General features: G+C 37.4%; 10 protein-coding genes. 9 read left to right on the forward strand and 1 reads right to left on the reverse strand.

All coding sequences use genetic code 11. The features are described from left to right. Window positions 1-453: 453 nt before the first annotated feature. The 5 genes from BM143_RS20595 to BM143_RS20610 all read left to right on the forward strand — a co-directional run bounded on the left by BM143_RS20595 (window position 454) and on the right by BM143_RS20610 (window position 6,986). Window positions 454-666, forward strand: a complete 213-nt coding sequence (locus BM143_RS20595) for a hypothetical protein (protein ID WP_090026910.1) — start codon at window positions 454-456, stop codon at window positions 664-666. 100 nt (window positions 667-766) lie between these two features. Then, window positions 767-2,476 (forward strand): S41 family peptidase, encoded by a 1,710-nt coding sequence (locus BM143_RS20600; protein WP_139222086.1) that lies wholly within the window; start codon window positions 767-769, stop codon window positions 2,474-2,476. A 56-nt stretch (window positions 2,477-2,532) separates the two neighbouring features. After that, window positions 2,533-2,697: a hypothetical protein gene (locus tag BM143_RS24060; RefSeq protein WP_165571910.1), complete on the forward strand. Its 165-nt coding sequence runs from the start codon at window positions 2,533-2,535 to the stop codon at window positions 2,695-2,697. Then, window positions 2,681-3,886, forward strand: a complete 1,206-nt coding sequence (locus tag BM143_RS20605; protein WP_090026914.1) for a lanthionine synthetase C family protein — start codon at window positions 2,681-2,683, stop codon at window positions 3,884-3,886. The genes BM143_RS24060 and BM143_RS20605 overlap by 17 nt, the downstream gene beginning before the upstream one ends. After that, window positions 3,876-6,986: a lantibiotic dehydratase gene (locus BM143_RS20610; RefSeq protein WP_090026916.1), complete on the forward strand. Its 3,111-nt coding sequence runs from the start codon at window positions 3,876-3,878 to the stop codon at window positions 6,984-6,986. The genes BM143_RS20605 and BM143_RS20610 overlap by 11 nt, the downstream gene beginning before the upstream one ends. A gap of 153 nt (window positions 6,987-7,139) precedes the next feature. On the opposite strand, the gene BM143_RS20615 is transcribed toward BM143_RS20610, so the two are convergent. Then, window positions 7,140-7,637 carry a GNAT family N-acetyltransferase gene (locus BM143_RS20615; RefSeq protein ID WP_090026918.1) on the reverse strand — a complete coding sequence of 166 codons (498 nt, stop codon included), beginning with the start codon at window positions 7,635-7,637 and terminating at the stop codon, window positions 7,140-7,142. A gap of 326 nt (window positions 7,638-7,963) precedes the next feature. Between BM143_RS20615 and BM143_RS20620 the strand changes: the two genes are divergently transcribed. The 4 genes from BM143_RS20620 to BM143_RS20635 all read left to right on the forward strand — a co-directional run bounded on the left by BM143_RS20620 (window position 7,964) and on the right by BM143_RS20635 (window position 16,717). After that, complete coding sequence (locus tag BM143_RS20620) at window positions 7,964-9,415, forward strand: tetratricopeptide repeat protein (protein ID WP_139222087.1); 1,452 nt, start codon at window positions 7,964-7,966, stop codon at window positions 9,413-9,415. Between the two features lie 135 nt (window positions 9,416-9,550). Beyond that, window positions 9,551-10,879, forward strand: a complete 1,329-nt coding sequence (locus BM143_RS20625) for a tetratricopeptide repeat protein (protein WP_090026921.1) — start codon at window positions 9,551-9,553, stop codon at window positions 10,877-10,879. A gap of 78 nt (window positions 10,880-10,957) precedes the next feature. Further along, on the forward strand, window positions 10,958-12,382 hold the full coding sequence (locus BM143_RS20630) for a tetratricopeptide repeat protein (protein ID WP_090026923.1): 1,425 nt from the start codon (window positions 10,958-10,960) through the stop codon (window positions 12,380-12,382). Window positions 12,383-13,699: 1,317 nt separating this feature from the next. Further along, window positions 13,700-16,717, forward strand: coding sequence for a reprolysin-like metallopeptidase (locus BM143_RS20635; protein ID WP_167375325.1), 3,018 nt, complete (start codon window positions 13,700-13,702; stop codon window positions 16,715-16,717). Window positions 16,718-16,736 lie beyond the last annotated feature (19 nt).

Below are 16,736 nucleotides of genomic sequence, written 5' to 3' on the forward strand. Positions count from 1 at the left end.
TAAGTAGAGTATTTCAATAAGATCCCAAATCCGTCAAATCACAATTTGACGGATTTTTCATGTAAAGCCAAAACTAAAAACCGGCATGATTGAAGAAATTTTTGAGTGCCCGTCTACGGATTCGGTGAAATAATGGGAGTCAGCTGAGCTGAAAAACTGACAAAAAAACCGATTATCACCTTACTTCAGTTCAGATTTTAATTTTTTTTTAATTTTTTTTCAGGAATAAATTCTGTCATTTTTATTATGTAAGTATTTTTACGATTTATTGTTTTTCCCTTTGCTGTGGCTTATAGCGGGTGATTTTTGATATAGAACACTTTATGATACAGCCTATAAGAAGAGACTTGTATTGAACCGGAATAAACTGTATTCATCCCTGTTTCGTGATTTTTTGTTTTGTATGTAAAATATTTTTTTATTTTTGTTTTGCAATTAAAATAATTAACAACCATGAAAAAATTAACAAAACTTAAATTTGATAAGAAAGTTATCAATGAGTTGACAAAGGTAGAGCAGAGCTCTGTAAAAGGAGGGGTAGCAGATCTTGAAGTTTCTAAAGATTTTGATACACCAACATTTAATGACAAGTGTTTTGACGGAGGTTCTACAACTTTCAGAAAAGCTTGTACATGGTGTGGTTTCTTCCACAGTACTAAGTGGTAAAAAATAGCTAATTATTGGCTGCAGATGATTTGTTTTAATTAACAGATCATCTGTGTTTTTATATGGATATACTGCCAGGAACTTCTTAGCTGTTAATTTTATGAAACTCAAATTTTTTTTCGGAATTCTTGTTTCGGTTTTGATCGGGATCTTTTTTTTCAGTAAAAGAAATGCACCCAAAGAAGGCACGACTCTTTTCTACAATACCATTCAGAGTGTGGAAAGCGATTCTGTTGCAGGAAAAGAGAAAGAGCTTTTGGAACTGTGTAAAGTCTGGGGTCTTATAAAATACCATTCATCCGACCGCGATCTCATCCGGTCGTCCGATGCCTCGCTTATCAAAGCATATGAGAAAATCATGACGGGCAAGGCAGATCTAAATATTTTAATCTCCCGGGACCTTCAATTACCCGCAAATAATCAGTCTGACGTCCATCCATCCTATATCGGTTTTCTACCGGATAAAAACTGGATTGAAAATTCTGAAATCATTAACCCGGAAAATAAAAGAAATTTAATAGACTTTATTGCTGCATCTTACCGGAATTCCGGAGAAAGACTCGTAACAGCCGAAGACAATGGGGAATTAAGTTTTGAAGATGATTCTCTGTTTTATGACGAATCAAAAACGACACCTGCACAACGTTTCCTTTCCTTATGCAAGCTATGGAACATTACCCGGTATTATTATCCTTATTTTCAAACTATTTCCGAAAACTGGAATCATGTCTTTTTTGAAATACTGCCCCTGTTTATCAATGCAGACAATGAGCAAAAGTATTATGCAGCGGTTCAGATCTTTGGTTCCCGGTTAAAAGACAGCCACGTTGCTGTCAAAATGGGAGATTCTGATGAATACGACGGAAAATATGTTGGCAATGCTGTTTTAAAAACCATAGACGGAAGAACTTTTGTAAAAGGTTTTATTGTAAATTCCGTTCAGAGTGCACTCAAGAAAGGTGACGAAATACTCACCATTAACGGGAAGAATATTACTTCGGTTCAGGACACTTTAAAAGAAAAAACTTCAGGTTCCAATGACATTGTGTTAAGCCGTGATATCAACCGTTTACTGTTGCTTTCCAAAAAGAAAACAGCTCAGCTCGGGATTATAAGGCAAAACAGAATGATGACCATTCAGGAACATTTAACGCATATCAATACCGCAAGAGAAACTGAAGAAAAACAGTATAAAAGCAATGCCGGAAAGGCGGTGTCAAAAATCATAGACAGGAATATCGGGTACATCAGGATCAATGATATCTTTTCCGGAAATTTCAGAGTTTCTTTTGAGAAAATAAGACACGCTAGAGCCATCATTTTTGATTTGCGGGCTTATCCTAATGAAATAGCAGTAGATTTTCTGAAGTATTTCGATACCAGACCTTTTCAAACCATGAATTTATACCGGGCAGATGTCACTTATCCCGGAATGATGAGGACCATAGAAAACGAAATGCATACTCCTGATGCTAAAAAAGACGCATACACGGCACCGGTGGTAATTTTGATCAACGAATATACCCAAAGTCAGGGCGAAAGCATGCTTCTGGCTATGAAATCAATAAAAAATTCAGTTACTTTAGGTGATTATACAGCAGGAACCAACGGAAATGTGATGGTGATCAAGCTGCCCGGAAAAACAAAGATCCGGATGAGCGGAATAGGGGTACTCCTGCCTGATTACAGTGCCACTCAGAGAACGGGAATCAGACCTGATATTCTGGTTCAGGAAAATTCAGCTTCTTTAATGAAAGGTGAGGACATTCAGCTGCAAGAAGCTATTAATTATATCAACAAAAAACTATGAAAACCAAACGTATAATAACCCTTTTTTTGATAAGTTTTATCACGGTAAACTTATTGATGTACTTAGACTATGAAACTGTTTCACTGATAGAAATCTACAGAAACTCCGAATCTACCATGGAAGTGGCTTTCGGAACAATGATCCTGTTTATTGTGCTGTTGGTGATTTATTATATTGCTTATCTGATCAGAAAAAAAATGCTGCATGGAAAAACGAGATGAACTTAATACACTGATCGGAATTTGTGAAAAAGAGATCAAAGAAGATATTGTAGATCTGGGCATTTTCACCGGATATCCCGGACTGGCCCTGTATTATTTTGAAAAGCATAAGCTGTTTAATGACAGTGAAGCATTTGATAAATTTGAACATTATCTGGATAAATCCCTCAACGGGTTGCAGGAAGACAAGGTGTTTTCTTTATGCTCCGGTTCTGTAGGCATCTATTATCTGATCTTTTATCTTACCAAAAACGAATATTTTGATGAGCCTATAGAGGAATCTTTCGAAGAATTCCCTGAATATGCCGATGATCTTCTGGAATACTATGCCGGAAAAAGAAATTTCGATTATCTCCATGGTTTTATGGGCGTTCTGTTCTTATGCCTTGAGCTGTATTCCTTCAGCACGGACGATGATTTTAAACATAAGATAAAAGACAGAATCATCACGGTCGTTCACCTACTGAAATCTCTGTCAGTACCAGTTGACGAAGATAAAATTGCCTGGATCTCAAAGGGACTTTACAGCAAAGTGGAAGGCTTTTCATTTGGTTTTGCTCATGGGATTCCAAGTATCATAAGTCTGCTCAGCAATGTGTATACGGCTGGTATTGAAAAGGAAATCATTAAAGAAATGTTGGATAAGTCCTACAATTTCATCAGATCGGTACAGGGAGATTACGACGGTTCAAGCTTCCCGAATTTTATCACTGTACGTGACGGAGAACGCATAGCCACCGACAGCAGTCGTCTGGCCTGGTGCTATGGGGATCTGAGTGTAGGGATTGCGATGCTCCATTACGGAAAGGCACTGGGAAACGAAGAAAGTGTTTCCGAAGCTGAAAAAATACTCCTGAAAACCACGGAAAGAGAATACGGAAAAACAGGCGTTGTAGATGTGTTCTTATGCCACGGCAGTTCGGGATTGATTATGATGTATCATTATTTGTACAGAGTTACCGGAAATGAAGCCTTTAAAAAAGCTACAGATTTCTGGATCCAGGATACCCTTAGCATTGGCAGCCATCCGGAAACCGGGATGAGAACATGGCTGGGCAGTGAAGGCTGGATAGAGCAGGATACCATTCTGGAAGGGCGCACAGGACTGCTGCTACAACTCTATGCCTTAACCCATAAAGACTATAAAAACCCATTAGAAAAACTATTTTTACTAGACCATGAACATTGAATTTATAGATAAAATGATCCTCAGGACGCCCATCGGGTCTGTTGATGATCTTAAACCTATCAGTGAGATTAAAGATATAGCCACAGAAGGGTTGAAATTTGTAGAGAAAACCTTTACAGGACACTTCAGGCTGGCACTTCTGTATGCTACAAAAAATTTATTTGAGGAAATTACAAAAGCCATAGAGACCAAAGATCTTCCGGAGAAAATGTTTTTCAGCTATGTAAAATATTATGTACGCTATTGCTCCAGATCGACACCGTTCGGACTGTTTTCTACTTATGGGGTTTGTGATTTGAAAGAAGGAGGTGATGCCTTTTCCGTGCAGATAGAGGAGAGCGAAATCCGTATGAGAATAAGCCTGAGCTACATCTATGAATTAAGTAGAGAAATCAGCAGCAGCAAAAATCTGTGGAAGTACAGTTTTCTGTATCCCAATCAAACAGCTTTCAAGATTGCTGACGATATACGATATAACGAGCTGTATATCAAGCCTTATTCTATGAATTACAGACTGTCATCAGTCGCTTCCAACGATGTTCTGGAATATATCTTTTCAGAAAGCGGACAAGGAATCTATTTTGAAGATCTGTCTGCAAAGCTCCAGGAAGAAGGCTACGAGAAGGAAGAAGTAGAGGAATATCTTGATGAACTGATTGAAAATAATGCCCTGCTGATGGACATTTTCCCGTCACCAGCCACCAATCATTATGTAGAGGCATTCATAGAAAAATTGAAGAAATTTAAAGATAACGGAGAAGTTATTTCAATAAAAGGAAAGGAAAAAACGGTCAAGCAGATTGTTGAAGAAGTAATTCAGCTTCAGAGTGATCTTAAAAACGGGATCAAAGAATCAGAAGCCGGATCATCAGAAAAGCTGGAGAATCTGCTTCTGAATGAGATGCAGAATATTGATGTCACCAGCTTCAGAGACGGTGAGGCAGAGATTGGCAGCAAAGTCTTTCATAATGTAAAAAATACACTCTTTTCACTTTCCTATCTGAATTCCAGAAGGAAAGAGAAAGATCCTTCACTGACTCAGTTTATCGATGAATTTAAAGATAAATACGGAGAATCGGAACTTCCGCTTTTACATGTGATCGATCCGGAGCTGGGGATCTTTACAGATCGTGTAAGCAGCATCTCCACACCGTTTCTGGATGGAATTCTTTTTCAGACCGGAGGCGGAAAGGATTATAGATTTACAGAAGTAGATCAATACCTGTTCAGTAAATACCAAAATGCTTTACAATTCGGGAAAACTGAGGTTGTCCTGAAGAAAGAAGAATGTGCAAAATTCAAACCTTCCTATTCAAGGGTTTTCAGCCAGACGCTGAACTGTAATATGACGCTGTTTAAAGATCAGCAGGGTCAAACGGTAACGGCTATTCATGGGGCATTCGGGTCCAGTGCGGTCAATAATATGGGGAGATTTACCCACGGCTCTGAAAAACTGCAGAAGCTGGCCGAAAAAATCGTAGAAATAGAATATGAAAATCTGCATGAATCGGTGGAATATGCTGAAATTGTAGATCTTCCAAGTTTAAGGCATGGAAATCTAGTAGTGAGGGAAAACTATCTGAAAGACGAGATCCTGATCAATATTCCGGCTCCGTCAGATACGGGCAAGAACACTATAAAACTGTCTGATATTACCATTTCCATACGAAGTGAAGAGGTGATTTTAAGAAATAAAAATACCGGAAAGATCATCGTTCCGCGTTTGAGTAATTCCCATAATTTCCAGCTGCAGAACTTGTCTCATATTTACAGATTCCTTTCGCTGATTCAGGTACAATGGGATTGCTCGATCAGTTTTTCATGGGGCTTTATCGATTCCTTTGCCAAATTTACCCCTCGTGTTAAAATTGAAAGAGTAATCGTCAAAGAAGCTGCCTGGAATCTGAACCAGACCGATCTTACCTTTTTAAAGGCAAAAGAGGAAAACCTTTTCTCAGAATTCAAAACATTCAAGGAAGAATGGAAAATTCCGGATAGCGTTTATCTGGTGGAAGGAGACAACAAGCTTCTTTTTGACCTTTCTTCTGAAGTTTTCATCCGCCTTTTCGTTTCTATGATTACGAAAAAGGAGAAAGTTACCCTGATTGAAGATTTGGTTACAGAAAACTCCAACGTTATGAGTAAGGATAAAAAACCTTTTTATTCTGAACTCCTGATTCCTGTGATCATACAGGATGAAAAACAGAATTTTGAGTTTAAAGACCTTTCCGACAACCGTTCCAAGTTGTCTCCGCTGTCTGAATGTTTATACATGAATATCTACACGGGCGAACAACAGATGGATTCTCTTCTCAAAAATGAACTTTTTGAGCTTAATGGAAAATTGTTTGAAAAAGATCTGATCAACAACTTCTTCTTTATACGGTATAACGAAAACGGAACCCACATCAGGCTGAGGTATTTCATCAAAAATTATGAAGTTTACAACGATCTGTTTGCCCATATCCGTGAAGCGATGGGAACATACATAGAGCAGGATATCATCAAATCATTTGAGATCACTACCTACAAAAGAGAACTTGAAAGATATGACTATGCCGGCATTGAATTCTCTGAAACCTATTTCGGTAAAGAAAGTGCCATGATCATGCTTCTGTTGAGGGAGCTGGAAGAAGTCGGGTTTGAAGACCGATGGCTGGCAGGAACTGTTTTCATAGATAAACTGTTGGACAAGTTCGCGTATACGCTGGATGGGAAAATGGAATTTTTCACTCAGTTAAGCAGCCAGTTCAATCAGGAATTTAATTCCAACAAAGCCCTGACAAAAGTAATAGCGACAAAATATAAGTCTTCCGAACAGGCTATTCATAGTTCTATCGGTTTGGAAAATAATGAATTAGCCAATGTTTACAGACTGTTTGATTCATTCCTGAATTCTTTCTCACTTGATAATCTTTTAAGTGAAAAGGGCAGGGAAGACCGCAACAGTTATGTGGGGAGCTTAATCCATATGTTCTTTAACAGACTGCTTGTTTCCCAGCACAGAAAGCAGGAACTGGTGATTTACAATTTCATGCTGAAGTTCTACAAAACCCAGTTAAATAAAAAAACAACCGTAAAGGAAACTCCTGTTGTTTAAATAATTGATAAATAAATTGAAAGTCCACCGAATCGGAGATTCGGTGGACTTTTTTTATCCTTACATTGGGTGGAATCCATGGCAAAATTTTACACCTTGCCATGGATATTAACAGTAACCTTTAGGCTTGTAACTTTAATTTTATTGACCCATTTAGTCTGGCTTGTTTGCTGTGTGAAGATAAAGTTGGGTATTGCCAGGATTTTCTTTTTCTCCGGTTTCAATGACGTCTGTAAACCCTATTTTTCTGTACAGATTATAGGCTTTTTCATTTTTATCGGTAACTTCTAAGAAAATAGTGATGTCGGGAAATCTTTCAGCAGCTTCTCCAATCACAGCCTGAATTAATCCCCAACCGATATTTTTCCCCTGAAAATGCTCTTTCACATACATCTGATAGATACTTCCTGTATGATCTTCCTCTTTTACAAATGCACAGATTCCGATCAGCCCATCGTCAGAAAATGCGCCCATCATGAATCTACCCTGAGTCTGATCTTCTATATCAGATTCCATTCTGAATTTTTCAATCTGTAACGCTTCCTGATAAACAGCCCCGAATGATTCCGGAAATTTTTCCAGACTTTCCAGCCGGATGATTTTGTAATTTTTACTTTCGTGAGGTAAGAGAACACGGTATTTAATATTCATGTAGATTGAAAATTTGAATTATTTTTTTCGTAGTATGTATTAAATTTGAGAAAATATTTTTAAAATAAAATCATTCTTTTTAATAAAAAACAAATTATTCTCTTTTTTAATTAACATATTTAATAAGAATACTTCTAATTAGTATTTTTGTTTTCTGTTTTTTATTTAATTAAAAGCTTAAATTTGCGTATATTTATAACGAAAAAACGAATAAACCATTAATATGTTTAATGCTGGTCATTGAACATTGAAAAAACTACAAGTTGCATAGAAAGGCATAATCCTGGAAAAATAACGGATAAATTGTATATGAATACCATCCTACTATGAAAAAATTGATAGTCCGCACCCTACGGATGATTATATTATTTACTATTATTTCATGCAACCAGACTTCTACCTACAACCATACAGAAGACTTTGATCAGCCTTTGATCACACAGAATAATGAAATGAATGCTTCAGGTGAATTTGAAGCACTCGTTCAGCTGAATGGTGAGTATTTTAAAAAAGCAGGCAGAATGGGCTATGAAGAAGGGAAAGGACTTTGCTTTCTCAATGTGGCCAATGTCAATTCTACAGAAGGAGACTATGAAAGAGCTCACATCCTTCTGGATAAAGCCGGAGAAAGTCTAAAGAAATCAGAAAATAGCTTTCACAGGGCTAAATTTTATGACAGTTACGCCCATTATTATTCCCATCTCAAGCAGTATGATAAAGCGGTCATCTACAGTGATTCGGCACTCCATTCTTTGAAAAAAGCACCGGAATCAGAACTTAAAAAGAAGCTGATGCCGCGAATTTATATCAACCGGGGAACCTATTTTGCATGGAAAGGGCAGTTTGGAAATTCACTAAAAAATTTTCATAAAGGAAATGCTTTGGAGAAATCCGCATATTCCAACTGTATGATTGCCCAGTATCATCTCTATACCAATAAATTGGACTCAGCGGGAATATATGCATTGCGGGCAGAAGACATGATGAACCGTCATAAAACACCTGATATTGAAAGACTTTGGATCTATTATACTGTCGGATATTACAATAATGAAATCAACCATTACGACGAAGCTGAGAAAATGCTGAAAAATGCACTGGAACTCAGTATAAAAACCAGGCTTACCTATTCTTTTCACATAAAAGACGTATACAAAGCTCTTGCAGACCTTTACAAAAAGAAAAAAGACAGTGAAAAGGCTTATTTCTATCTCAATAAATACCTTGAAGAAGATGGCAGACTTGCTGAAGCCAGATTTGCAGCCATCAATACAACTACAGACAGCTTTATATCCGAAGCTAAAAAGGAATCGGATAAACGTGAAAATAATTTATGGATTATAGGCATTCTGTCCCTTATTATCCTTTCTGTATCGGGAATGTCTGTATGGAAAAATATTCAGCATTTAAAACACAGGAAGAAAAGTCTAAAATCAGAAACTGATACGCTGAAAAACCGCGTATATGAGAAAAAACTTCAGGAAGTAACGGATCTTGCTAAAAATAATGATTCTTCATTCCTCATGAAATTTAAAGAACTGCATCCTGAGTTTATCAGTCGGCTACTGACCATTAACCCTGATCTTGAGAATTCTGAACTGGCTTTCTGTGGCCTGTTGAAATTGCATTTTACGTCCAAAGAAATAGCGGATTATACTTTTGTTCAGCATAAATCTATTCAGCAGAAAAAATACAGGCTCAGGAAAAAACTGAATATTGAAGGAGATCAGGATATCTACGAGTTCTTTGATCATCTCGGGGATTCTTCTGATAATTAAACTTTAAAAATTGCTCTTACATTAAATATAGAAATAGACATGACACGCTGTTTTATTTTCGTTTTGTTCTTTATTTTAACGTCATGCACAAAGAGTTTTCGTAACCAATATGAAAAAGACTTTGATATTCCTTTAATGAATCAGAATGAAAAATTTCATATTTCCGGTGACTATAATTCATTGGTAAGGATCAATAAAGAATACTATAAAAAGGCAGCCAGATTAGGATATAAAGAGGGAATGGCACTTTGTTTCATCAACTTAGCGAATGTCAATATACCTCTCCAGAATTATGAAAACGCACAGGTTCTCTTTAATAAAGCGGAGAGTATGGTCAGTACTTCCAAAAGTAATATCCTTAAAGCTAAATTTTATAATGATTATGGTAGTTTTCAGCTTGAACTTAAACGGCTGGATAAAGCATTTGAGTACAATGAAAAAGCTCTGAATTATATAAAGGGAATTCCTGTGTCTCCTTTTCAGAAGGAGGTTTTGTATAAGATTTATTATAAGAGGGCTGCTTATCTTCTCCAAAAAAATAAATACCGGGATGCTATACATTATTTTCGTAAAGCAGGAACTCTTGATGATTTGGGACGGGCGGACTGTGCGATCGGGGATATTTATCTGTATGAACTGGGAAAACTGGATTCAGCTCATATCTATCTTAAAAGAGCAGCCGATGCTGCTAATGCCCGCGGAAGATCTGATGCTATTTCATTGAATGCCAATACTGTTCTCGGAGAGTATTATATCATGACAAAGGAATATGATAATGCCGAAAAAGTATTGCTCCACGCTCTTGAAATTAATAAAAAGATAAAGCATATTTTCTCAAAATATAGGCAATATGTCTATATAGATCTCAAAAATTTATACGAAGAAAAAGGGGATAAAGAAAAAGCCTATTCCTATCTGCAGGCGTATGCAAAGGAAAAAGACAAGTCTGATACTGCAGTTCTCAAAGCCATTAATCATGATATGGAGGACTTTATCTCAGGTGTTGAAAAAGACGCCCAACGTCATATGAATAAGGTACTTTTGCTGTGCATTGTTTCTTTGCTGGTAATTTTTCCGATTGGTATGTATTTGTGGAAGATCATCAGACAGCTGAAAGATAAAAGGGAAATGCTTAAATATGAAGCTGAAAAGTTGAAAAGTCTGATGAATGACACAACCCAGAAAGAAGTGGTTGAGCTGGCAAGAAAAAACGATCCCGGATTTTTAGATACTTTTAAAAAGGCATATCCCGGTTTCACTGAAAATATACTCGTTATGAATCCCGATCTTGAAAATTCTGACCTGGTTTTCTGTGCGATGCTGAAACTTCACTTTACGTCCAAAGAAATAGCAAACTATACCTGTGTTCAGCATAAATCTGTTCAGCAGAAAAAATATAGACTTAGAAAAAAACTGAATATGGAAAGAGATCGGGATATTTATGAATTTTTAGATGCTGTTTAAAACCCCTGTTTTATTTTGGAGCCGGGGAAATGGTTTTATACCTTTATTGATTGAAATAACTTTATACAAAAACGTATCATGATACGCTGTCTTATTTTCGCACTACTTTTCATCCTGCTTTCGTGCAGTAAGGATTCCCATCGGTATGAAAAGGATTTCGATACACCCTTACTGAAACAGAATGAACAGCTGCGTCTTTCCGGAGATTATGATGCTTTGGTAAAACTGAATAAAGACTATTATCAAAAAGCTGAAAATGCTGGCTATGCAGAAGGAAAAGCACTGTGCTTCCTGAATCTCGGTAATGTAAATCTACCCCTTGAAAACTACAAAAGAGCAGAGTTTTTCTTCAATAAAGCAGAAAAAATTCTTAAATACTCTAAAAGTAATATTCACAGAGCCAAATTCTATAATGACTTTAGTAATTTTCAGCTGCATCTTAAACGGCTGGACAAATCTTTTGAATATAATACATTGGCAATGAATTATATAAAAGATACTAAAGATTCTCAATTCCGTAATGATGTTCTCTTTAAAATTTACTACAAGCGCGGAGATTATTTTTACCGGAAAAAGATGTACGACCCAGCGTTGGAATATTTTCATAAAGCAGGAAAATTAGATCATTCGGGAAGGGCAGAATGTGCTCTTGGAGATCTATATCTGTATGGATTTAAGAATATGGATTCAGCACGGTTTTATCTCTCTGCAATAGCAGAAAAATCCAACCGGCAGGGCAGGACAGACGGTGTGGCTCTTAATGCCAATACTGTTCTTGGCGAGTATTATATGATCACCAAACAGTATGATAAAGCAGAAGTATCTCTGCTGAAGGCATTGGAAATCAATAAGAAAACAAAATATGTCTTTGCCCAGTACACCAAATATGTTTATACAGATCTCAAATCCCTGTATGAGAGTATGGGAGATAAAGAAAAGGCACTTATATATTTACAAGCTTATACGGAAGAAAGAAATAAATCTGATACGGCTTTGCTGGAAGCCATCAATCATGATATGGAAGGTTTTATCACCGAAACGGAGACAGATTCCGAGCAGCATAGAAGTAAAGTATTGCTTTTGTGCATTGTGTCCGTATTTATTCTGTCGCTGGTAGCCATGTACCTGTGGAAAACCATCAAGCAGCTGAAGGAAAAAAGAAAAATACTTAAACGCGAAGCAGAGCAGCTGAAAAATCAGATGCATGACAACAGCCAGGAAGAAGTTTTAGAATTGGCAAGGAAGAACGATCCTTCATTTCTGGACATTTTCAGACAAGCTTATCCTGGTTTCATTGAAAAGGTACTGACCTTAAACCCTGATCTTGAAAATTCTGACCTGATTTTCTGTGCCATGCTGAAACTTCATTTTACTTCTAAAGAGATTGCCAGCTACACTTCTGTGCAACCGAGATCTGTTCAGCAGAAAAAGTACAGACTCAGAAAAAAACTGAATATTCCTACAGAGACAGATACCTATCAGTTTTTTGATAGTTTGGTGTGAGATGGGTTTCTGGTTTCGCGGGACGAGATCAGGCTTGAGAGAGAATGATAGATTCAAGAACCAAGAACCAAGATACTAGACATCAGATTTCAGATGCTAAACATGAGATTTTTAGGTTCAGGTTAGAAATGTCAGTGGTGATTGGTAGATTCAAAGTTCAAGATACCAGACATCAGATACTAGCTCAACAATTCCGAACGAGCAACCGACAACCTGCAACTTATTTACCCTAAAACCCTCCGACACTGAAACCCCGAAACCGTACCTCGTAATCTTATCGCTTCCTTCTTTAGCCATCACATTTTTGGACAAAAAAAACTGCCTGATCATATCAGACAGCCCTCGAAATATTTTTTTCCATCATAACTGAAAACCAATTTCATCACTTGTTGTTTGTAGTTTCAAATTTGCGCTTTTTATTAAGAAAATAGAAAAAATATTATACTACATGGGTACTACATTGTGATTTTTTTTCATTAATTATCAAAATATGATTAATTTTTAATACAATGATAAGTCCGTTTTTAAAGGTTGTATCTCGTTGGTTTTTAGAAAACTAATGCATGAAAAATAAAGTTTATGAAGCTGTAATACTGCGATGATGATAGGCAACTGCCAAAATTGATATGCTTTTTTAATTTTATTTAATTTTTGCTGTTTGTTTTTGTGGTCGTATACAAGTAGAGTGTCAATTTTTGGTTTTCAATTGAATATGTAGGAATTTTGAGTAGGATGATTTTTGAATTGTTCTCATTAATAAAAATTAGGAATTGCTGCCCGACTCTGTCAGGTAGCTTTTTTATTTTATGATAACTAATGATTGGAAATTAGAGGGAGAATTAAGAGAGGTTTAAGGTTAAGAATATTAATGATTACAAACCAGGAATCGACAACGTATTTCAACCAGCAACTGTCAATCAGCAACTGAAAAAACCTCATAACCAAAACAACTCGCATCCCGAAATTCTCAAACTAACTCAGTTTCAGACATTCTTAATCTTTGTCTTCTTTTTCGTAATTATTGTAAGCCTTTTCCTTTAAATCCTATTGATTATGTTAAATACAATCAAATCTTGATGATTTTTAATCATTTGTAAATAAGTGCTTTATGCTCCGGAAGTATCTGAGTAGTATGTGAATTTATCAAGGTTTCAATTCAATAATGATAGATTTATTTTTTTAATCGAAGTTTCGTGATTTAGTGAATTTGATTAATAATACACACCTATAATTTGGACAGGCTTGTTTTAAATTAATAATAATCATTCGTTGATGTTGCTTTGATTAATGAACCAACTATTTATATTAATCCGTTTTATGAAAAAGAAAATTTTATTAGTTAGTGTTTTAGCTGTCGGATTTACAGCTGTTTACGGCCAGAGATGGGAGCCGGTAGGACAGAAAGGATCCGAAATCAGAAAAGATGTTGAAGTAAAGCAGGCGTACCGAGTAGATCTTACGTCCCTTAGAAACCTTCTGAAAGATGCCGTGGAAACAGGAAAGAATGCAAAACCTGTGATTATCTCTCTGCCTACAGCGGAAGGAAAAATCGAAAAATTTGCGGTATACAGCAATCCGGTGATGGCAAAATCCCTGGTTGAGAAATACCAGCTGGGTTCCTATGTAGGAGCGGGTATAGATGATCCTTCCAAATACATCAGATTCAGTACATCTCCTACAGATATGCAGTCTATGATTATCAAAGATGGTGTATTCCAGTTTATAGAACCTATTTCCTCAGATAAAAAAACATATGGGGTTTTCTATAAAACAAAGAAAACAGCAGGAGAGCATGGCTTTGAATGCGGAATGGATGAAAAGGATGTAAAAGAAATAAAAGCACTGGAGGCTAACGGAAAAAAAAATCTCTCTAACGTAGGGATTACCAGCAGACCTTCAAGCACAAAATACAGAACCTACAGACTGGCACTTTCCGTTACAGGAGAATATACCCAGTTCCATGGCGGAACTCCGGCCGGAGCATTGGCCGCAATGAACAATACAATGAGCCGTGTGAACGGGATCTTTGAAAAAGATTTTGGAATTCACCTTATAGTTCAGGACTTACCGGGAATTATTTATACTAACGCTGCCACTGATCCTTATTCTGATTCAGGGCCAGGCGTTGATGACGCTTTATGGAGTGGAGAATTAATGACTACGCTTACCACCAATGTAGGTAGCGGGCTGTTTGACATCGGTCACCTTTTTGGAGCTTCCGGCGGTGGCGGTATGGCAGGATGTATAGGATGTGTATGCAGCGATGATACAGCGCTTGACAATGATGGAGTTCCTTCAAATTATAAAGGCGCAGGATTTACTTCTCCATCCGATGCGATTCCTCAGGGAGATTCATTCGACATAGATTATGTAGCCCATGAAATGGGACATCAGTTTGGGGGAAATCATACGTTTTCACACAACTCTGAAGATTCTGGGGCCAATGTGGAGCCGGGAGGAGGAACCACCATTATGGCCTATGCGGGAATTACCAACGATAATGTTCAAATGGTGAGTAATCCGTATTTCCATTATAAAAGTATCGACCAGATCCTGACCAATATGGAAGGGAAAGCAGGATGTGGTACATCAGTGGAAATTGACAATAATACAGCACCAGCTATTTCTCCGATTGCATCTTATACCATCCCTAAAGGAACAGCTTACTATCTTGAAGCTAATGCGGTAGATGCTCAGAATGATCCGATAAAGTATACCTGGGAACAAAATGATAGTGTAGGTGGCGGAACTACCATTTCCGGAGATACCGGTTGGGGGTATAATGAACAGGGCGCTTTGACCAGATCTTACACAGGAACAGCCAGCGGAAGAAGATATTTCCCTAAACTGGAAACGGTAATGAACGGTTCATTAACCAATAAACAGGACTGGGAAACAGTTTCTTACATTCCGAGAACACTTAAATATGCAGTGACCGTAAGGGATGAAAATCCTCAGCGCCCAATGCATTCCTCTTCAGATGTAACATTGACAGTAGGAAGTGAAGGGCCATTTAAGTTTAATGGATTGACCGCGGCTACTTTACTGTATAACAATGCATCCAATACCATTAATTGGGATGCTGCCAATACAAACAATGCGCCTTACAATGTGGCCAATGTAAAAATAGATTATACTGCAGATAACGGGATCACGTGGACAGATCTAGCCGCTTCAGTACCTAATACAGGAAGCTATGCAGTACAGATGCCAGCCAACCTTACCGGTGCGGTTAAGCTTAGAATATCTGCATTGGGGAATGTGTTTTATGCAGTATCTCCTGCCGTTAATGTGGGAGCAGCACCTACATCAGCTGCAGCAGCCCCTACGGGAGTTTCTTCTATAGGCAGGGAAGTTTTCAAAACAACAGCCAGAATATCATGGAACAGCGTACCTGGAGCCAATACCTATTCTGTCAATTACAGAAAACAGGGTGAAACCAACTGGCAAAATACAACAAGTCCAACGGGTTCTGTAGTGTTGAGCAATCTGGAAGATGAAAAGAATTATGAAGTACAGGTGGCAGCGGTTGTCAATAACATGCCGGGTACTTTCTCTGCTACGTATGCTTTTAAAACTAAAGGTCTAACAACGGGAGTAGATTATTGTATCCTTAATTCAGGAATATCAAATTATTCTGCTATAAGAAGAGTGAGGGTAGCTAATGTAGATTACGATGATTCTAACTACAGAACATATAAAGATCTTAGCGAGGACCTGACAAAAACGGTTAACCTTACTAAAGGCACTCAATATACTTTTAAGCCCACAATACGTTCATCACCCGGATATGGATCTAACAGACCTGTAAACATTTCTGTATGGATAGATTATAACAGAAACGGAACATTTGAAGATTCTGAAAGGGTAGGACAAACTGCCGGAAACTCTCCTGCAGGTGCCTCATCTATCAATTATGGAGATATTATTTTCACAGTACCTGCTACAGCGTATGCCGGAGATAAATTATTAAGAATGAGAGTGGTTGCTAAATACGGAACAGGAGCATTAGCCAGTGCATGTGGTGAAATTGCAAGTGGAGCAGGCGGTGTTATGGATCTTCCTGTGAAGATCACAAGCGGACTGGCTGTGAACGAAACCAAGACTACAAAATCAGAACTGTCCATTTATCCGAATCCTGCCGATACCTATGTAGAAGTAAAAAACATCAAAGGAAAAGCAGATTATAAGATTTACAGTGCAGACGGAAGATTAGCACTGGAAGGGAAACTGGAAGGACAAAAAATTAATGTGGCAGCATTGGTTAAAGGAGTGTACATCATTTCAATTACCAGCGAGACTGAAACTTACAGCACCAAGCTGATTAAGAAATAAAAATGAGATGCTTCAGGTT

This window comes from Chryseobacterium oleae, assembly GCF_900115055.1.
GTDB classification, from domain to species: Bacteria; Bacteroidota; Bacteroidia; order Flavobacteriales; family Weeksellaceae; genus Chryseobacterium; species Chryseobacterium oleae.